Raw genomic sequence first — 19,881 nt, forward strand, 5'->3', positions numbered from 1 at the left:
CATGCAACTGAGCGAAATACTGTCATTGGACTGCACCAAGAGTGCGGTCCACTGCACGAGTAAAAAACGCGCCCTTGAAATGATCAGCCGCATCGTGGCTGATCAAACGGGCCAAGATTCTACCGAACTGTTCGAGTGCATGCTCAACAGAGAGAAAATGGGCAGTACTGGTATCGGAAACGGTATTGCGATCCCACACGCTAGAATGCAATCGAGCGACAAGGCTATTGCTGTGTTGCTGCAATGTGATGAAGCCATTGAATTCGATGCGATTGATAATCGACCTGTCGACCTTCTTTTTGCGCTCCTTGTACCAGAAGAACAGTGCAAAGAGCACCTCAAGACTCTATCCTCTATGGCAGAACGTCTGAGCGATAAGCAAGTATTGAAACTACTGCGCAATGCTCAGAGTGATGAAGAACTTTACGACATCATGATTCACCAATAAGCAGGACGGACATCATGCGACTAATCGTGGTTAGCGGGCACTCAGGTGCCGGTAAGAGTATTGCGCTGCGCGTACTGGAAGACTTAGGTTATTACTGTGTTGATAACCTCCCAGTGAACTTGCTGGACGCATTTGTTCACTCTGTTACTGACAGCAAGCAGAATGTTGCGGTAAGCATTGATATTCGCAATATCCCTAAAAAACTAAAAGAACTGACTGGTACACTGGAGCAGTTGAAAACAGAGCTTGATGTGACCGTGCTTTTCTTGGACGCCAATAAGGAAACGCTACTCAAACGCTACAGCGAAACACGCCGAATCCACCCTTTATCTTTAGGTGGCACCTCTCTCTCCCTTGACCAAGCCATCGAGCGTGAGAAAGAAATTTTAACACCACTTAAAGCGCATGCCGATCTTGTACTGAACAGCAGCGGACAATCTTTGCATGAGTTGAGTGAAACCGTGCGTATGCGTGTTGAAGGCAGAGATCGCAAAGGGCTTGTTATGGTATTTGAGTCTTTTGGCTTCAAATATGGCCTGCCTTCCGATGCCGATTACGTATTCGACGTTCGCTTCTTGCCCAACCCACATTGGGAACCAGCGTTGCGCCCACTTACGGGTTTGGATGCTCCTATCGCCGCATTTTTGGAGCAGCACCAATCGGTGTTAAGTTTGAAATACCAAATTGAAAACTTTATAGAGAATTGGTTACCTCTGCTCGAGAAAAATAACCGCAGCTATTTGACCGTTGCAATAGGTTGTACCGGAGGTAAACACCGTTCGGTGTACTTAACTCAGCAAATCGGAGAGTACTTCGCCAATAAAGGACACCAAGTGCAAATTCGCCATACCTCACTAGAGAAAAACACTAAGGAGTAGCTGTGGAGTTAAGTCGTAAAGTATTGATTCAAAATCGCCTTGGCTTACATGCTCGCGCAGCCGTCAAACTGGTCGAACTGGCCCAGAGCTTTGAAGCGGTCATCACTATCGACAATGAAGAAGACAAAACCGCCACAGCAGACAGCGTAATGGGTTTATTAATGCTTGAGTCTGCTCAAGGACAGTACGTCACAATCCACGCTGCGGGTGAGCAAGCAGAAGAAGCACTGGATGCCGTTTGCCACTTAATCGAAGATAAATTTGATGAAGGCGAGTAATTTACTCGCTTTTTTATTACCTCTCACTCCCCTTCCCCTGACTGGGCCAATAAATAAATTTGCTTAGTATCATAAGTTGTTATTAAAAGGTGCCTAGAATTAAGTTATTATTCAACGCATTGTAAATATCAGGAATTGGGAGGAATGAATGGCAGAGCAAATTGAATTCGACCAAGCTCACCAAGCCCTCCAAGAAGTCACAGAAGCGCTAGAAAATGGCCGCTTCGTCCATGTTCGTCGTCAGTTACAGGACATGGAACCTGAGGATATCGCTCACCTTTTAGAAGCCTCTCCACGCAAAAGCCGTGAAGTTCTCTGGCAACTCACCGACCCTGAAGACTACGGTGAAATCCTCGACGAACTGAACGAAGACGTCAAAGATAGTCTCGTATCCAAAATGGCACCAGAAGCGCTTGCAGAAGCGACAGAAGGCATGGATACCGATGACGTGGCTTATGTACTGCGTAGCTTGCCAGACAACCTGTCACGCGAAGTCCTGTCGCAAATGGACTCCTCTGACCGTCTGCGTGTCGAAACCGCCCTGTCCTACCCAGAAGACACTGCAGGTGGGCTGATGAACACCGACGTTATCACGATTCGTGGTGACGTAGATGTGGACGTGGTTTTACGTTATCTGCGTATGAAAGGTGAACTACCAGAAGCAACGGATGCACTTTATGTCATTGATGAAGAAAGCAAACTGATTGGTGAACTACCCATTACTCTGCTGATCACGACCCAGCCTGATGTCAAAATTGTCGACATCATGGAAGATGCTGACGAAGCGATCACTGTCGATACCAGTGATTCAGATGTTGCTAGTCTGTTCGAACGTCGTAACTGGGTCTCTGCTCCTGTCGTAGACGAGAACCAGCATCTCGTTGGCCGTATCACTATCGATGACGTAGTTGACGTTATCCGTGAAGATGCCGAACACTCGATGATGAGTATGGCAGGTATGGATGATGATGAAGATACCTTCGCACCCGTTGTAAAATCAGCTCGCAAACGCAGTATCTGGCTTGGGGCTAACGTGTTGGCCGCACTCGCCGCCGCTTCTGTTTCTAACATGTTTGAAGCCACGCTAGACCAGATGGCTGCCATTGCCGTATTGATGACGATTGTTCCTTCCATGGGTGGTGTCGCTGGTAACCAAACCGTCGCACTAGTGATTCGTGGTCTTGCTCTTGGTCATATCGGTGACTCGAACAAACGAGAACTGTTGATGAAGGAAGCCTCGATCGGTTTACTCAACGGCATCATGTGGGCGCTGATTATTGGCGGCATTGTTGTCGCTTGGAAAGGTAACTGGATGCTAGGGGGAATCATTTCCGCAGCGATGCTGACCAACTTATTGGTCGCTGGGGTTGCCGGAGTAACGATTCCAATCCTCTTAAAGAAAATGAACATCGACCCAGCTTTAGCTGGTGGTATGGCGTTAACGACCGTAACGGATGTAATTGGTTTATCAGTATTCTTAGGGCTTGCCACAATACTGATTACCTAACTGCAAAAACTAAAAAGCCTGATGAACACATCAGGCTTTTTTAATTCTGAATTAGGAAAGCTTACTCACCCGCAACTTTCATCGCATCCAGTAAGATTGAACCCGTTTGAATTTGCGAGCGCGTTTCAACGTCGCTACCTACGGCAACAATCTTATTGAACATGTCCTTCAGATTACCAGCGATGGTAATTTCCGATACTGGGTATTGGATTTCACCGTTCTCAACCCAGAAGCCTGCAGCTCCGCGAGAGTAATCCCCTGTTACCACGTTCACGCCTTGTCCCATCACTTCTGTCACTAACAAGCCAGTGCCGAGCTCTTTGAGCATTTGTTCGAAGTTTTGACCAGTCGATTTCACGTACCAGTTATGGATGCCACCAGCGTGACCTGTCGGCGCCATCTTCATTTTACGTGCGGCATAACTGGTTAACAGATAAGTTGCTAGCACACCGTCAGTAATGATCTCACGGTCTTGAGTATATACGCCTTCGCTATCGAATGGGCTTGACGCCAAACCACGTAATACATGTGGACGTTCCGAGATATTGAACCACTCAGGAAGCACTTGCTTACCAAGGTGATCAAGTAGAAAAGAAGATTTACGGTACAGGTTACCACCGCTGATCGCCATCACAAGGTGACCAATCAAGCCAGTTGCAACATCAGCAGCAAACATGATTGGGTATTTACCTGTCTTTAGGCGCTGCGCATCTAAGCGGTTAATCGTATTCTCTGCCGCTTTACGACCCACCGTTTCTGGTGTCCATAAGTCATCGCGATGACGTGCCACTGTGTAGCTGTAATCACGCTCCATTTCGCCATTTTGACCAACGCCAATCACACAACAGCTGGTACTGTGGCGGCTAGACGCATAGCTTGCTAATAAGCCATGGCTGTTACCATACACTTTTACACCGTAGTGGCTATCATAACTCGCGCCATCACTTTGCTTGATTGCACTGTCATAACTTAACGCTTCTTTCTCAGCGGCGATCGCCACATCGGCAGCATAATCGGGATCAGGGGCGTCTGGGTGGAAAAGGTCAAGCTCAGGGATCTCTTGCACCATGTATTCTTTGGCTGCGGGCCCTGCAAATGGATCTTCAGATGTGTAATGCGCAATATCCAGCGCCGCAATAACGGTTTGCTCGATAGCAGCTTCACTTAAATCAGACGTGGAAGCACTGCCTTTACGTTGACCTCGGTAAACGGTAATGCCCAGCGCACCATCGCTGTTGAACTCGACATTTTCTACCTCGCCCATGCGAGTAGATACACTTAAACCAGTGCTTTTGGTAATTGCGACTTCGGCGGCGTCAGATTTTGCCGATGCAAGCTTTAAGGCTCTTGCGACGGCTTGCTCTAGCTCGGTACGTTGCTCAGCAACCTGCTGTTTAATATCCATTGTCTTTCACATCTTGTCTTTGATGAACAATAGGATAACAAGAATTTCGCTTTCTCCCCACGATTCTTGTTAAAATAGTCATAATATTAATCAAAACACAGGCAACTGAAATGGCACGTAAGAATCAAAAAGCGCCATGGGAACCAGAAGAAGAGATCATCTGGGTAAGCAAATCCGAGATGAAGCGAGACATGGAAGAACTGCAAAAGCTAGGTGAGGAGCTTGTCGGCCTCAAACCTGCAGTTCTCGAAAAGTTTCCATTGAGCGAAGACCTGCGAGAAGCAATTGCAGACGCACAACGCTTTAAAAACGAAGCACGTCGTCGCCAATTACAACGTATTGGTAAGTTGATGCGTTATGAAGATCCAGAGCCAATCCAAGCGGCGTTGGATAAGATTCGTAACAAGCACTCTCAATTAACAGCGGTATTCCACAAGCTTGAAGCATTGCGTGATCGCGTGGTGGAAGAAGGCGACAAAGCCATTGATGACGTAATGGAAATGTACCCAGAAGCGGATCGTCAGCGTCTACGCCAATTGGCTCGCCAAGCAGCCAAAGAGAAAAAAGCAGGGAAACCAGCAAAAGCGTACCGCGAAATCTTCCAGATCCTAAAAGGTCTCAACGAAGAAGAGTTTTAATTCGACGGCTCGATTCCAACGAGCATTCAATTAACGAAAAAAGCAGACATGATGTCTGCTTTTTTCATCTTTTACTTAAATGTCAGCGTTACACCAAGCGATTAATACGCTCTCCGCGCTCGAAAGCGTCAATGTTCTCAATCAAGATTTCCACTAAACGTTGAATCGAAGAGTCACTGCCCCATGCAACATGCGGTGTCAGTAACAAATTAGGTAACCCCATATTGGCAATCAGCGGATTGCTCTCATCAGCTGGTTCTTGTGTAAAAACATCAAAACCAGCCGCAGCAATTTCTCCCTGTTTTAGGGCATCCACCAGCGCTTGCTCATTCACCAAGCCTCCACGCCCCGTATTAATTAGAATGGCGTTGGGCTTCATTTGTTGCAACTCTGCTTGACCAATCAAATTCTGAGTATGCTTGTTGAGCGGACAGTGCAAAGTCAACGCATCAGAGCGTTTCAATACTTCCTCAAACGGCACATAACCAGGTCGGCATTCTGATGCACCTTTACGCTCAGCAAAGATCACCTGCATGCCTAGCGCATCAGCTAACTGTGCTGTCGCTTGCCCTAAAGCGCCGCTGCCAATAACACCTAGCGTGCTACCACCTATATCCCCGATTGGGTGCGTAAAAAAGCAAAACTGCTTATTACTCTGCCATTCGCCAGCGGCAATATCTTGATGGTAACCAAATAAATTTCGGCGTAAAGCAAACAGCATCGCAATCACGTGCTCGGGCACCGAACGCGTCGCGTAACCACGTACATTGGCAACCGCAATATTATGCTTAGCACAGTAGTCCACATCGACGTTGTTAAAACCAGTTGCGGCAACCGCGATCATCCGCAATTGTGGTAGTTGCTCTAATATATTTTGGTCAAGCTGGACTTTATTGCTAATCACGATATCTGCATCTGCTAACCTTTCTATTACCTGCTCTGGCGCGGTTAAGTCGTACTCACGCCAGTGGTGCTGAAAGCTAGGTCGTGGGACCTCAATGTGTTCTGGGATGGTCGCTCGGTCCAAAAATACGATGGTCGGCAAAGACATAACAACTCCTTGTTCACGGCTGAAAGACAGGATACATCAACCACAGTAACGAAATAGCGAACTAGAAAGAACCGTTGTTGACTGCGGTTGGCATTAAGGGTGTGGCAACGTTTTATAATCAGGCAATGTACGTTCTGGCGAAAAATAGTTAAAGATCGCCGCCTCGGCTTCAGGATAAAAGTCACAGGGTACAAAAATACTGCTCAGCTGATCCGTGGCTGGGTGATAAAAACTTAGCTCCGCAGCGTGCAGCTCTAAACGTTCTGAAAACTGATACGCCTCTTCAGTTGCATAAAACTCATCACCAATAATCGCATGACCAATCGCCATCAAATGCACGCGTAACTGATGCGATCGACCAGTAATGGGCAGTAGTCGCACAACGGTCGTATGGGTGCCATCAGAGTGCACTTCACGCTTCACCACTCGGAATAAAGTTTGAGATGGCTTGCCGTCGTCGAAGCATACTTTTTGTCGCGGACGATTTGGCCAATCACAAATTAATGGAAGGTCAATATTCCCTTCTTGCGGCTCGACATGCCCCCAAACACGTGCGTAATACACCTTGTGAGTGAGACGATATTGGAACTGCTTTTTTAATGCTCGCTCCGAAGGTTTGTTTTTCGCCAGCAGCATCAACCCTGATGTCGACATATCCAAGCGATGCACTACTTGGATTTCTGGATGCACTTCCTTGAGGCGGCTCCACATGCTGTCGTAATGCTCTGCGAGGCGACCAGGAACAGACAGCAATCCTGATGGCTTATTCACTGCCAGAATGTCGTCATCCTCAAAAACGATATCGACCCAAGGGTCGGTGGGAGGGGTATATTCAAGCATTGCCATGGGAGATCTCTACAAAATAAAAACGCCGCGATTATATACCCAAATAGCACCCAGATGCATGGTTCTGAAGAAAAGTTCAAGCCAATAAAACAAAGTCAATCCTTTAGCATAAAAACTAAAAATAGCACGTTGTAAATTTAGTTTGACAACAAGACGCATAACTGAATAGAGTGCTAGATGCACACAGCATGATATTCGCAAAGAATACTTAAAATAAATACATAAAAACACAGCATTTAAAAGACATTACCGTTGCGCAGTATAGGGCGAGCGCTCAGCTTGTCATGCACTGCGGTATGTATCTCTTTAGAAAGGTACATAAGATAAAAAGGACAATAAGCAATGGACTCCGCCGTTATAGATAAACCCCAATCCAAACTTTCCTTATTTTTTCGTTCGTTAGGCCCCGGCATATTAATGGCATCTGCTGCGGTGGGTGGCTCTCACCTCGTCGCATCAACCAAAGCTGGTGCGATTTATGGCTGGCAACTGGCGGCGCTGATTCTGCTCGTAAACCTGTTTAAATACCCTTTTTTCCGAGCGGGCGTACAGTACACCATGGGAACAGGGCTCACTTTGGTTGAGGGCTACGCGAAATTAGGTCGGCCTTATCTATGGCTATTTCTATTTCTGAGCGTGGTCTCAGCCGTAATCAATACCGCCGCTTTGTTGATGTTTAGCGCTAGCTTGCTGGGCTACTTCATTCCGTTTTCACTATCAATGGCATCACTCAGTATCATTGTGATTGTCACCTGCCTGATCATATTATTTGCTGGCCATTACAAAGCGCTCGATACGCTATCTAAGGTGATCATGTCGGTGTTAACCATCGCGACTTTACTTGCCGTTTCTATCGCCTTTGGTAACCCTGTTGAGCAAGTGGCCAACTTCGAGCCACCGTCACCTTGGTCGATTGCGGCAATTGGCTTTATCGTCGTAACAATGGGCTGGATGCCAGCACCGATAGAGATCTCCTGCTTGACCTCTGCGTGGTTAAAACGCCAATCAAGCCAGCAAGAAGTAACGTATCGCTCTGCTCTATTTGACTTTAATGTCGGTTATATTGGCACGGCTTTTCTTGCCATTATCTTTGTATCGTTAGGTTCTTTGATGCTCTATGGTTCTGGCGTTGCACTTGAAAGCTCAGGCGTTGGCTTCTCCCACCAATTGGTTGGCTTATATGCGGCGACGATTGGTGAATGGTCTCGTTATTTGATCGCGGTAATTGCGTTTTTCTGTATCTTTGGCAGCACGATTACCGTTATTGATGGCTACTCACGCGTTATTTCTGACTCTCAACGTCTACTGCGCTCACAACCAGACACTAACCCTAAAGCCACATCAGCGATCATGCTGGTGGTCGCCTTACTTGCATTAGGTATTGTGGTTTTCTGGGCTTCTGCGTTATTGCCTATGCTGAACTTTGCGATGATCCTCGCCTTTATGACCACGCCATTCTTTGCTCTGCTAAATTACACATTAGTGAGCAAAACCGAGTTACCTGAACCTTTGGCTGTTGGACCTAAATTGAAGTGGTTGTCGATTGCCGGTTTGATTTACTTGTTTGGCTTTTTGGCTGTGTTTATCTGGTGGAAGTGGTTGATGTAAATTACTTAGCTATCAGTGATTAATGCATTCCGCATAAAGAAAATAAACCGCAAATAAAGAAAAAGGTCTTCAACTGAAGACCTTTTTTAATAAACAATAAATGCTTACTTAGTTGTGGCTCACCACAATCAAACGTAGCGAGTCGAGCTGCACTTGAGCTTGGTTGATGTAACCAGTGAGCTCCTTAATTTGTGCATCAATGGCTTCAATTTCTTCATCACGAATATTTGGGTTTACCGCTTTCAGTGCTTGCAAACGCTCAAGTTCTGCATTCAAGCTATGCTGCATATCTTGATGAGCTTGCTTGCGTACTTCCTCAACCTTCGCTTCGATAAGACTATCCCCCGCTTCAATTAAGCGGTGTACGTCTTTCTGTACCGACGTGACCAACTTGCTACCTAAGTGACGGTTTACAGGGCTGAGCTGGCGGTTAAAGCTTTCAAATTCCACTTGAGCAGACAAATCATTACCACGCGAGTCCATCATCAAACGGATTGGCGTTTTCGGTAAGAAGCGCGCGATACCACTGCGTTTTGGCGCTTGCGCATCTACCGCGTAAATCAACTCAAGAAGAATGGTCCCAACTGGTAACGCTTTGTTTTTCAGTAGAGATACCGCAGACGTCCCCACCCCTTCACTCATCAGAAGATCGATACCACCCTGGATCATTGGGTGCTCCCAACTGATAAAGTGCATATCTTCACGAGACAAAGCCGTATCACGATCAAACGTGATCGTCGCTCCTTCGTATGGCAGACCTGGGTAGCTTGGTACCATCATGTGCTCAGATGGGGTCACAATCAGTGCGTTTTCACCTTTATCGTCTTGGTTCAAACCAATCGTATCGAAAAGAGAAAGTGCGAAGGTGACCAAATTGGTATCACCGTCGGTTGATTCAATTTTCTCAACGATTTGTTGAGCTTTTTCTCCGCCATTTGAATGCATTTCTAACAGGCGATCACGGCCTTGCTCCAATTGGGATTTCAGCTCTTTATTCATTTTTGCGGACGCTTCAATGATCTCATCTAGCGTGCTGGTATCACCAGAAGCAAGGATTTCAATCAAGTCATCAGAGTACTTATCGTAAACGGCACGGCCTGTTGGGCAGGTTTCCGCAAAGGCGTTCAGGCCTTCATCGAACCAACGCGCTAGGATCGCTTGCGAGGTACCTTTCAGGTAAGGAACATGAATGTCGATGTCGCGATTTTGACCGATACGGTCCAAACGACCGATACGTTGCTCAAGCAAGTCAGGGTTGAACGGCAAGTCAAACATGACTAATTGGTTGGCAAACTGGAAGTTACGGCCTTCAGAGCCGATTTCACTACAGATAAGAACCTGTGCACCACCTTCTTCTTGCGCAAAGTAAGCGGCTGCTTTGTCACGCTCAAGGATCGACATACCTTCATGGAAGACGGTCGCACGAATGCCTTCACGCTCACGCAGCGCTTGCTCCAATTGCAGAGCCGTACTTGCACGAGAGGCAATCACCAGAATTTTCTCGCTGCGCTTCTCTTTTACCTTTTCAAGTAACCAATTCACGCGCGAGTCAAACTGCCACCAGCTTGCATCATCGCCTTCAAATTCTTGGAAGATCTCTTCTGGGTAAAGGTTCTTCATTGCACGTGCTTCCGAACTCATCTTACCGCCGATCATCCCAGCAACACGCATTGACGTGGTGTATTGCGGTGGAATATCCATTGGCATCAGGTGCACGTTACGCGCAGGGAACCCTTTGATAGCCGCACGTGTGTTACGGAACAGAACACGTCCCGTACCGTGACGATCCATCAAGTTGTCGATCAACTCTTGGCGCGCTGACGCTTTATCTTCTTCGTCCGCTTCACTTTCGATAATGCGGAAAAGTGGTTCTACGTCTTGTTCAGACAACAATTCAGTAATCTGGTTTTTCGCTTCATCAGGCAGTTTTTCACCAGAGAAAAGTGAAGTAATCGCATCCGCTACAGGTGCGTATTGCTCTTCTTCCTCGACGAACGCTTCGTAATCGTAGAAACGGTCAGGATCCAGCAAACGCAGACGAGCAAAGTGGCTCTCACGACCAAGCTGTTCCGGCGTTGCCGTCAGTAACAACACTCCAGGAGTACGTTCAGCTAAACCTTCTACCACTTGGTATTCACGGCTCGGTTTATCTTGGCTCCACTCAAGGTGATGCGCTTCATCGACAACTAATAGGTCCCATTCGCCTTCCAGTGCTTGTTCAAAACGCTTGCGGCTCTTGCGTAGGAAGTCCAAAGAACACAGCACGTATTGCTGGGTATCAAATGGGTTTTCTGCATCCGCAAATGCTTCGATACAACGCTCTTCGTCAAAAATAGAGAAATGCAGGTTGAAACGACGCATCATCTCAACCAGCCATTGATGCTGCAGTGTTTCAGGTACCACAATCAAAATACGTTCTGCACGGCCAGACAGCACTTGCTGGTGAATGATCATGCCCGCTTCGATGGTTTTACCCAAACCCACCTCATCCGCCAACAAGACGCGTGGCGCGTGACGACGGCCAACTTCGTGCGCGATGTAAAGCTGATGAGGGATCAAACCTGCACGCATACCACATAGGCCACGCATTGGGCTCTTATGCTGCTCAAACTGGTTGGTTAGCGCACGGTAACGCAGAACAAAGTTGTCCATACGGTCGATTTGACCGGCGTACAACTTATCTTGAGGTTTGTTAAAACGAATTTGGTTACTAAGGAAAATCTCACGCAGGACGACGGCGGTTTCTTGCGTGTCTTCACGAGTACCGAAATAGGTGTATAGACCTTCATCTTCCAGTACTTCTTCAACTTTTAGAGACCAACCTTCTTGGCAGTCGATGACATCACCAACGTTAAAGGTGACTCGGGTAACAGGTGCATCGTTACGTGCGTAAACTCGGTTTTCCTCTGACGCTGCAAACATCAATGTCACAGTACGAGCATCCATTGCTACAACGGTACCTAAACCTAAATCGCTTTCCGTATCGCTAATCCAGCGCTGCCCCAAAGCAAATGTCATGAATTGACTACCTCGTTATTAGTTCTTGATTCGTGTTTCTTGTTGGTCTACTCATGCCCGTAGGCATGGATAATAGTTTAGATCTGATTCTGGCTTCTGCTATACCGATAGCATTCGTCATTCCAGTATGAACTGAGTATTTTTAAGCCAGCTCAACATGATAAATCGGACGTAGCCTATACGCAGAAAAAGGTCGCTAATCTTACTTGAAGCTGTGATTTAGGTCACGCCGAAACCGCATCAAGCGGAAACTTTTTTTCCCAAACTATAAATGCAATCAAATTGTAAAATACTCATGCCAATTATTAAGTTGTAGAACGTAAATATTACGTATACTTCTAGTGAGGGGCGTTTAAAACCATTGCATATGATTTAAGCGCGTTAGTACACGATTAGGATCAACACGGGTTTGCAGTAAGTTGTCTTGCTACTCGGTTGCACACTAACCGACATCAGCCCGACAACCTCTATTGCAAGCAATCAGAGTTAGGCCGCTTCACACCTATTTGAGAACGACCTAACCACTCGCATGCAGAGCCGTATTACGGCAAGGAGACGCTATGGGCGATACCGATCGGAAACTGTTTGTACTTGATACCAACATTCTTCTTCATGAACCCTTTGCCATCTTCTCTTTCCAAGAACACGATGTCGTTATCCCCATGACCGTGTTGGAAGAACTCGACCGAATCAAAGACAGCAAACGCGATGTCGCAAGAGACGCTCGCGTGGCTATTCGCGCTTTGGAAGATTTGTTTAAAGAAGCAACGCCCGATGAAATTTCTGAAGGTATTCCTGTTTCTAAAGACAGCCCCGACCAAGGCACCATTTCCATTTTGGCGGATTTTGAACTGCAGGAAACCGTCAAAGCCTTCGCCGACAAAGCCGGTGACAACCGCATACTCAATGCGGTGCTTTATCTGCAAAACAAACGAGCACCACGTGAAGTGGTACTGATCACGAAAGACATTAACATGCGTCTGCGCGCCAAAGGCGCTGGCGTACGTTTTGTTGAAGACTACCGAACCGATCAACTGATTGACGACATTCAATACCTCACCAAAGGCTTTCAACTACGTGAGGGGGACTTCTGGAGTGATATTGAGGAAGTGGAAAGTTATGCGCTGGGCGGAAAAACCTATCACAAGCTCAGTCGTGAACCTTTTGAACCAACCTTTATTAACCAATATGTGATTGATGAAGACAGCGACTTTGCTGGCCGCGTGGAAACCATCAATGAAGACAAATTAACGCTACTCGACCTGAGCCGTGAACGCATGATGCACCGTAAGGCTTGGGACATCACACCAAAAAACATCTACCAAGGAATGGCGTTGGATGCCTTACTTGACCCGGATATTGACCTGGTGATTTTAACCGGTGCCGCTGGTAGTGGTAAAACGCTATTAGCCATGGCAGCAGCACTGGAGCAAACCATTGAAAAAGGCATGTTCGATAAAATTATCGTGACGCGTAACACGCCAGACATCGGTGAATCCATTGGCTTCCTACCCGGCTCAGAAGAGGAGAAAATGATGCCGTGGTTAGCGGCGGTGACCGATACCTTGGAAGCGCTACATAAACACGATCACTGCACTGAAGGCTCATTGAAGTACATCTGTGATAAAGCCAATATTCAGTTTAAATCGATCAACTTTATGCGTGGCCGTTCGATTCAAAATGCGTTTGTGCTGCTTGATGAGTGTCAAAACCTCACCGCTTCACAAATCAAAACCATCATCACCCGCTGCGGCGAAGGAACCAAAATCGTCTGCTCCGGTAACTTGGCGCAGATTGACTCCCATTACCTCACCCCTGTGACCTCTGGTTTGACCTACATGGTTGAACGCTTCAAGAACTTTGAAGGCAGCGCGAATATTCACCTTAACGGCGTGGTTCGTAGCCGCTTGGCAGAGTTTGCCGAAGAGAACCTGTAGTCGACATCGACTCACAAAAACAAAAGAGCGCTCTAATGAGCGCTCTTTTTATAACGATTTTAATGAGTTACTCAGTACCACCCACCGTCAGTGAATCCAATTTCAAGGTCGGCTGACCAACGCCAACTGGCACACTTTGACCTGCTTTACCACATACGCCAACGCCCTTGTCGATACTTAGGTCATTACCGACCATAGAGACTTGCTGCATGGCTTCGATACCTGAGCCAATCAACGTCGCACCTTTAACAGGACGCGTAATTTTACCGTTTTCAATCAAGTACGCTTCCGATGCGGAGAATACAAACTTACCCGAAGTAATGTCCACCTGACCGCCACCAAAGTTTGGCGCATACAACCCTTTCTCTACCGTCGAGATGATTTCTTCTGGCGTATGTTCACCTGGAAGCATGTAGGTGTTGGTCATACGCGGCATCGGCAAATGTGCATACGACTCACGACGACCGTTACCTGTTGGGTTCACACCCATTAACCGCGCGTTTAGCTTGTCTTGCATGTAACCTTTCAGCACACCATTTTCGATAAGCGTGTTGTACTGGCCATTCACCCCTTCATCATCCACATTGAGTGAACCACGAAGGTCTTTTAATGTACCGTCATCAACAATGGTACACAGTGAAGACGTCACTTGTTGACCCATTTTGCCAGAGAAGACCGAAGATTCCTTACGGTTAAAGTCACCTTCTAGGCCATGACCTACCGCCTCATGTAGCAATACGCCTGGCCAACCTGAGCCCAATACCACTGGCATCATGCCTGCTGGTGCGGCTTCTGCTTCAAGGTTTACCAGCGCCATGCGAATCGCTTCGTCTGCATAATGGAAAGCTTGTTTCACACCATTGCTTTCCGTTAAAAAGAAATCGTAACCAAAACGGCCACCGCCACCAGCGCTACCTCGTTCACGTCGTTCACCTTTTTGAGCGAGCACGCTAATAGACAAACGTACCAAAGGACGAATATCGCCTGCATAAGTACCGTCTGTTGCCGCAACAAGCATCTGCTCATGCACACCGCTGATGCTGATCGAGACTTCTTTAATCAATGGTTCTTTAGTGCGGATGTAAGCATCTAGAGACTTAAGTAATTCTGTTTTTTGCTGCTTTTCCCATTCAGCTAGTGGATTCACAGCCGCGTAGTACGCTTGGTTCTCCGTACGTTTAAACGCATGAACTTTGCCATTTTGCCCTTGCTGAGCAATACCGCGCGCCGCCATTGCACTCTGCTTCAGGCCTTCAGGCTGGATTTGATCAGAGTAGGCAAAGCCTGTTTTTTCGCCAGTTACGGCGCGGACACCAACACCACAATCAATGTTAAAAGAGCCATCTTTGATGATGCTGTCTTCTAGAACCAGAGACTCATGCCAGCTGGACTGAAAGTAAATGTCCGCATAATCGATCTGGCGTGTCGCAATGCTGGCAAGCGTGTCAGCAATGTCTTGCTCTGTCAGACCATTTGGGGCAAGGAGTGCCTGTTCTATTTGGTTTGTGCTCATAGTTTGCTCTTTTATTTCCGTCTCAATTCATTTTGAAAGCGACTGTGTTGAGTCAGCGGCATATTCTGCCTTACTTGTTGGCTCTGTGACAAATCTATCTCTGTCACCAATAAGCCTACTTCATCCTGAAGCTGTTTATGAATACGTCCCCAAGGGTCAACGACCATTGAGTGTCCCCATGTTTTTCGTCCACATGGATGCGTTCCAGTTTGTCCGCTCGCCAAAATCCAACATTGTGTCTCAATCGCTCTAGCTCGCAATAATACTTCCCAGTGAGCTTGCCCCGTCACAGCGGTAAACGCAGCAGGCACCACAATGATATCCGCGCCTTCTTGGCGCAATACTTTATAAAGCTCAGGGAAACGAAGATCGTAACAGATGCTCAATCCAACGCTGCCGATATCGGTTTCCGCCACGACTATTTGATTACCCGCCATAAACGTATCCGACTCACGATAACTACCATAACCATCGGCTACGTCGACATCAAACATATGCAGTTTGTCATAGTGAGCAATGCATTTACCGTGCGGCGGCAATACAAGCGTTGTGGTCGTGACACCTTTTGCGGTTTGAATGGGCATGCTTCCGACAATTAGTGTTAACTGGTTCTTTCTTGCGATTTCAGAGAGCCGCTGTTGAATCACGCCACTCCCAAGTGGCTCTGCATGTTGATGGTACGCTTCGCGGTTGGCAAACAGCACCGTATTTTCAGGGGTAAGGACAAGCTTGGCACCTTGCTTACTCGCCAAAGCACACTGTTTTTCAATAAAGTCCAGATTCGCGGTGATATCTGGACCCGATGTCATTTGAATAATGCCAACACGTTCCATGTGTTTCCTCCTTATTCCATTTTAGTCGGTGAGTTATTTGGCCTGTTCACGCAGCTTTTCTGGCAGTTTGTATTCACCTTTACTTCGCGAAATTTCTTTCACCGTTGGTGAATCTAGTGGGCCTTTCACTTCATAATTGACTTGAGTGAAGACCTCAACCACCGGAGAAATCACTGTTGAGATGGCTAAAACATACAACGCGGTTTGTGGCGCTACTGCAAACGCGGTCAGCATTGGTAGGCCTGATGTGATGTCTGGGGTGAACTTCACTTCCGCATCGACCATTCTGCTGTTCATATTGGCGATGCCGCGGATCTGCATTTCCCCTGCTAACGCATCCATCACGATATCGTTGGTGATAAATACGCCATCTTGGATTTTGCCCGTGCCTGTGATCGAGTTAAACGCCATGCCTTTGTCGAATACGTCGGTAAAGTCGAGCTGCATCTTACGGATGATAGAATCCAAACTGAACAAGCCTAACAAGCGTGCCGCACCACTGACTTCACTGATCACGCCTTTACCAAATTCCGTTGAGACATTCCCTTGCAAGGTTTGTGTCTTCATCGACCAAGGCGCGCCGTCCCATTCCATATTGGCATTGATCTCAAATGGTGCCTGCTGAATACCCGATGTGATACCAAAGCGCTCCATAAGATCAGTGTTGTTATCACCTTTCATTTTCATGGTTAAGTTGGAATGGCTACTCTCTTTTGTCAGATCCCACCAACCGCTCATATCAATGCGGTTTTTGCCGCTGCTAAAGGTGATATTTTTCCACTCCAAACGGTTCTCGCGACGCTGCAAATCAACATTCACCTTCCCCACTTTGTAACCTTGCAACCAAAAATCATCGATGTTCAAAGTTAAGTTTGGCATCTCAGCGTGAAACTGGCGGTCAAAATTGGTAATCAAAGGCGCGTTTTGGTCTTCACTGGCAAAGAGCGAGCTGCGCTCTTTGGTCATCTCTTCAAACCCTGGAATATACAGGTGCAAGTGCTCCAAAGAGACCGATAAGTCATACGGCTTCAGATAGTTAGCCTTACCTTTAACCTCTTGACTGTCCACATCGAGTTGCCAGCTCAAATTCTTTTTGCTTGCGGAGAAGTCCACATCATGAAACTCAATCCCACCAAGCTGCAAGTTAGGCGTTTCAACATCAATCCGTGTAGGCAATGGAATACTCGGCGTCTTCATGCTTGCCAAAACAGACGATGACGGCTTGCTTTCTGAGCCCTGAACCAGCTCTGCCCACTGGTCTAAATTAAGCTCACCGACACGCACTGATGCATCGTGTCCGACAATAGGGCTGATCCTGAAACCACCTTTGCCGACCATTAAATGAGTCGCCGTCAGAACAGGTACATCGCCAGTTATATCTATCTCGGTTTGATACTTAACATTTGGTATCTGTAGTCTTGCTGAGATACTTTCTTGGTTGCCGGATGCCTGTAGTTTTGCTTGCCCGGACTCGCCAACTTGTTTCGCTAGCGGATAGGGATATTGACTCGCTAAACGATTTAGCTGCGCCAACACATCAAGTTGATAGGTGAAGCCTACATCATTAAGTTGTAAGTCAATGTCCATTTGCCACGGCGCATGCCCAGAAACAAGCTTTAGCCAACGCTCGCCAACATAAGGTTTGAGAGGCTCAACGTCCCAATCCCCTAATGTGTTAATCGTCACATTGTAGCCCTGTTCCGCACTCTCACCACGAAAATCGAGGGAGATAGGCTGGGTAAGCAACTCTGCAGACAAACCCGATGTGGTGACCACATCATTATCGAAGTGGATACGCCCTGTGGCTTTCTCCAGCGTCATTGGCGGCGCTTCAATATCGACACGGTTTTCTGTTAAATCGGCATAACCCCAAGCACGGGACTCTTTTTCAAAATCAAACGGAATGTTGAGCTGGAACTCAGAGTAAACCGGACCACTCACTTGCAGCGCCGTCAACGCTGCCCCGACCGAGTCCACCAATGGCGTCGCCATCATGTAGTCACGAACTTCATTGCCCGGCGCGCTCGCTTTGGCTTCAATCTCAATGTGTCCACCTTCCGCCAACTCAGGAATTCGCCCGGTAATACGCTTTGCATGGACACCATTTAACGTGGCGGACTTTGAATCCAAATACATGGCATCATTTTCAAACAGCAAGTCCAGCTGCAGATCCGTGATGGTTGGCCACGCCGTATCAAAGCTAAATTTAGCGTCTTTTAAACCGACCCACGCCTGAAACATGCCATTATGATCTTTATAAGGAAAATCCCCTAACTCGCCATACCACAGCAGCTTAGCCGTATTAACTTTACCACCTTGAATCGCAGTCGATAGATAATCCGTTAAGTCTTGTCCGAGTGCCAGAGTCGGCAGGTAACGCCATGTTTCACCTGCGTTATAGAGATCTGCTTCAGCATAAAACGATAAAAATGGGCTTTGTTCTTTTGGAAAATCAAGACGGAATGCTCCTAGTACTTGAAGATCCGGTGTCGCAGCCGTCACTTTATCAGACCACAAGCGCCAGCCGCTCTCATCTTGCTGCCAGATAATATCGACTTCACCTTGTTTGATATTCAGCGGAGCTTGAAATACATCACCGTACGGAAATACATCATCAATGACGGTTACTTTCGCTTTTGCCTGATCTAAATTACCAGATACACTGCCCTGTACATGATGGAATCCTGGTAGCAGTTCCCATTGCGTCATCGCGAGTTCATCCAGTTCCGCGGAGTAGCGTAACGTGTCTAAACCACCGTTCATGGACAAGCGAACATCTTCAACTCGGCCTTTCGGTGCCAATTTGTTGATAAGGTCACTGGTCGATTCCGACTCTGGAGCCAATTTGATGAGCGGAATAAGTGCTTCGATATCGAGTTGAGAAAGGTTGAGCGTCCAACCATTCGGTTGCCAATCAAACGCTGCGTCTAATTCCGGCCAAGGGGTGTTGTCGGTTCGGATCCGAAGTGAGTGACCATTTACTTTCCAACCTTGTTTATCTGGTCGAAGATTGAAAATACCTGACTCGATAAACAGCTCATGACGACCGTTTTCATTCCACACCAGCTCAGAAGGTAATAGTTCAACATACGCATCATTCGGTTGGCTGTGTTTCAGCGTCAGCCAAGTGTTTAAGCTGACCTTACCCGACTCAGCACCCGACTCTTCTTGCATGTAAGTGGTTAACCAAGGCGTCACTGAGACATCTTGGGCACTCACGTAAAACTCACCAGACACATCACGCAGCGAACCATGGTCTTTAAAGTTAGCGCTCACTAACAATGAATTCAGACGAACATCGGCAATGTTCACGGTGCCTTCTGCTAAGTGGTGCTTGCCTTGGTTGCTCCAACGGAGCTGCTCGATATCTAAACGGCGAGTCTCACCAGATACCGATTTATACCAAATCCGTGAGTCGGTAATGGTGAAGTCTTCAAACTGACGTAAAAGAAGTGAGTCGAGTTGGTCGATGAGCTTCACTTCGCTCTTGTCCACACTCGGTTCCTGCTCTTGACGACTAGAGGTCGGCAGAATGTCTACGGTGTGAATATCCAGAGCGAGGTTATGGATGGTGAGGTCTGCGACCACCGGTTTGAGTTGCAAAAGAGATTGAATGAGATCGAATTCAATTTGGATTTCTTCAACGGCAAAGCGTGCATCCTGAATATTCGGCAGGTTCGCTTCTAAACCGAGTAGCGCGATGGAGGGGTGATTATTGCGCCACGTCCCTGCGACGTTGGCGATAGAAAAGTCAAAACCTGTGTCCTGCTTGACCCAGGTTTTGATCTCATCTTGGAAGTGGTTAAGTTGTGGCAATGTGACGCGCAGTGTGGTTACTAATATGGCCAATAACACCAGTACAGTAACTAAACTCCACGCACAAAAACGCCCAAAACGGTTAACACCAGAATTCACAAATGT

General features: G+C 47.2%; 14 protein-coding genes. 7 read left to right on the top strand and 7 right to left on the bottom strand.

Annotation, left to right across the window (positions count from 1 at the left end; translation table 11 throughout):
• Position 1: 1 nt before the first annotated feature.
• The 4 genes from ptsN (at position 2) to mgtE (ending at position 3,111) form a co-directional block, all read left to right on the top strand.
• Entirely contained in the window at positions 2-448 is a 447-nt protein-coding gene (gene ptsN, locus D8S93_RS19790; RefSeq protein ID WP_005381116.1) for a PTS IIA-like nitrogen regulatory protein PtsN, read from the top strand.
• A gap of 14 nt (positions 449-462) precedes the next feature.
• Complete coding sequence (gene rapZ / locus D8S93_RS19795; RefSeq protein ID WP_152815016.1) at positions 463-1,326, top strand: RNase adapter RapZ; 864 nt, start codon at positions 463-465, stop codon at positions 1,324-1,326.
• A gap of 2 nt (positions 1,327-1,328) precedes the next feature.
• On the top strand, positions 1,329-1,604 hold the full coding sequence (locus D8S93_RS19800; RefSeq protein WP_005396244.1) for an HPr family phosphocarrier protein: 276 nt from the start codon (positions 1,329-1,331) through the stop codon (positions 1,602-1,604).
• A gap of 148 nt (positions 1,605-1,752) precedes the next feature.
• Positions 1,753-3,111, top strand: a complete 1,359-nt coding sequence (gene mgtE, locus D8S93_RS19805; protein WP_006742352.1) for a magnesium transporter — start codon at positions 1,753-1,755, stop codon at positions 3,109-3,111.
• Between the two features lie 61 nt (positions 3,112-3,172).
• Here mgtE and pmbA read toward each other — a convergent pair whose 3' ends face one another.
• On the bottom strand, positions 3,173-4,516 hold the full coding sequence (gene pmbA, locus D8S93_RS19810) for a metalloprotease PmbA (protein ID WP_005396252.1): 1,344 nt from the start codon (positions 4,514-4,516) through the stop codon (positions 3,173-3,175).
• A gap of 110 nt (positions 4,517-4,626) precedes the next feature.
• Here pmbA and yjgA point away from each other — a divergent pair, with 110 nt between their 5' ends.
• Entirely contained in the window at positions 4,627-5,154 is a 528-nt protein-coding gene (yjgA, locus tag D8S93_RS19815; protein ID WP_005396253.1) for a ribosome biogenesis factor YjgA, read from the top strand.
• An 88-nt stretch (positions 5,155-5,242) separates the two neighbouring features.
• Here the strand turns inward: yjgA and D8S93_RS19820 are convergent, their stop codons facing one another.
• Both D8S93_RS19820 and D8S93_RS19825 read right to left on the bottom strand, forming a co-directional pair.
• Complete coding sequence (locus tag D8S93_RS19820; RefSeq protein WP_152815018.1) at positions 5,243-6,205, bottom strand: D-2-hydroxyacid dehydrogenase; 963 nt, start codon at positions 6,203-6,205, stop codon at positions 5,243-5,245.
• A gap of 93 nt (positions 6,206-6,298) precedes the next feature.
• Entirely contained in the window at positions 6,299-7,051 is a 753-nt protein-coding gene (locus tag D8S93_RS19825; protein WP_152815020.1) for a pseudouridine synthase, read from the bottom strand.
• A 342-nt stretch (positions 7,052-7,393) separates the two neighbouring features.
• On the opposite strand from D8S93_RS19825, the gene D8S93_RS19830 reads away from it, so the two are divergent.
• Positions 7,394-8,659, top strand: coding sequence for an NRAMP family divalent metal transporter (locus D8S93_RS19830; RefSeq protein WP_031780527.1), 1,266 nt, complete (start codon positions 7,394-7,396; stop codon positions 8,657-8,659).
• 108 nt (positions 8,660-8,767) lie between these two features.
• On the opposite strand, the gene rapA is transcribed toward D8S93_RS19830, so the two are convergent.
• A complete protein-coding gene (gene rapA, locus D8S93_RS19835) occupies positions 8,768-11,677 on the bottom strand; it encodes an RNA polymerase-associated protein RapA (protein ID WP_114323992.1) in 2,910 nt (969 codons plus the stop codon).
• A 560-nt stretch (positions 11,678-12,237) separates the two neighbouring features.
• Here rapA and D8S93_RS19840 point away from each other — a divergent pair.
• The gene (locus D8S93_RS19840; protein WP_006742346.1) at positions 12,238-13,614 is read left to right on the top strand and encodes a PhoH family protein; all 1,377 of its coding nucleotides are present in this window, start codon (positions 12,238-12,240) and stop codon (positions 13,612-13,614) included.
• Between the two features lie 67 nt (positions 13,615-13,681).
• On the opposite strand, the gene tldD is transcribed toward D8S93_RS19840, so the two are convergent.
• From tldD to D8S93_RS19855, 3 genes are read right to left on the bottom strand one after another with little or no spacing between them, the layout of a single operon-like run.
• Positions 13,682-15,127 carry a metalloprotease TldD gene (tldD, locus tag D8S93_RS19845; protein WP_047009150.1) on the bottom strand — a complete coding sequence of 482 codons (1,446 nt, stop codon included), beginning with the start codon at positions 15,125-15,127 and terminating at the stop codon, positions 13,682-13,684.
• A gap of 11 nt (positions 15,128-15,138) precedes the next feature.
• The gene (locus tag D8S93_RS19850) at positions 15,139-15,960 is read right to left on the bottom strand and encodes a carbon-nitrogen hydrolase family protein (protein WP_085344285.1); all 822 of its coding nucleotides are present in this window, start codon (positions 15,958-15,960) and stop codon (positions 15,139-15,141) included.
• 33 nt (positions 15,961-15,993) lie between these two features.
• Complete coding sequence (locus D8S93_RS19855) at positions 15,994-19,875, bottom strand: YhdP family protein (RefSeq protein WP_319803050.1); 3,882 nt, start codon at positions 19,873-19,875, stop codon at positions 15,994-15,996.
• Between the last annotated feature and the right edge of the window lie 6 nt (positions 19,876-19,881).

The sequence above is a fragment of the Vibrio sp. VGrn 2 genome, assembly GCF_009361695.1.
In the GTDB taxonomy this organism is placed as follows: domain Bacteria; phylum Pseudomonadota; class Gammaproteobacteria; order Enterobacterales; family Vibrionaceae; genus Vibrio; species Vibrio diabolicus.

Excerpts from the sequence above, each read along its gene's own strand:
- ptsN (WP_005381116.1), top strand. The coding sequence starts at position 2 with ATGCAACTGAGCGAAATACTGTCATTGGACTGCACCAAGAGTGCGGTC.
- rapZ (WP_152815016.1), top strand. The coding sequence starts at position 463 with ATGCGACTAATCGTGGTTAGCGGGCACTCAGGTGCCGGTAAGAGTATT.
- mgtE (WP_006742352.1), top strand. The coding sequence starts at position 1,753 with ATGGCAGAGCAAATTGAATTCGACCAAGCTCACCAAGCCCTCCAAGAA.
- pmbA (WP_005396252.1), bottom strand. The coding sequence starts at position 4,516 with ATGGATATTAAACAGCAGGTTGCTGAGCAACGTACCGAGCTAGAGCAA.
- yjgA (WP_005396253.1), top strand. The coding sequence starts at position 4,627 with ATGGCACGTAAGAATCAAAAAGCGCCATGGGAACCAGAAGAAGAGATC.
- D8S93_RS19820 (WP_152815018.1), bottom strand. The coding sequence starts at position 6,205 with ATGTCTTTGCCGACCATCGTATTTTTGGACCGAGCGACCATCCCAGAA.
- D8S93_RS19825 (WP_152815020.1), bottom strand. The coding sequence starts at position 7,051 with ATGGCAATGCTTGAATATACCCCTCCCACCGACCCTTGGGTCGATATC.
- D8S93_RS19830 (WP_031780527.1), top strand. The coding sequence starts at position 7,394 with ATGGACTCCGCCGTTATAGATAAACCCCAATCCAAACTTTCCTTATTT.
- rapA (WP_114323992.1), bottom strand. The coding sequence starts at position 11,677 with ATGACATTTGCTTTGGGGCAGCGCTGGATTAGCGATACGGAAAGCGAT.
- D8S93_RS19840 (WP_006742346.1), top strand. The coding sequence starts at position 12,238 with ATGGGCGATACCGATCGGAAACTGTTTGTACTTGATACCAACATTCTT.
- tldD (WP_047009150.1), bottom strand. The coding sequence starts at position 15,127 with ATGAGCACAAACCAAATAGAACAGGCACTCCTTGCCCCAAATGGTCTG.
- D8S93_RS19850 (WP_085344285.1), bottom strand. The coding sequence starts at position 15,960 with ATGGAACGTGTTGGCATTATTCAAATGACATCGGGTCCAGATATCACC.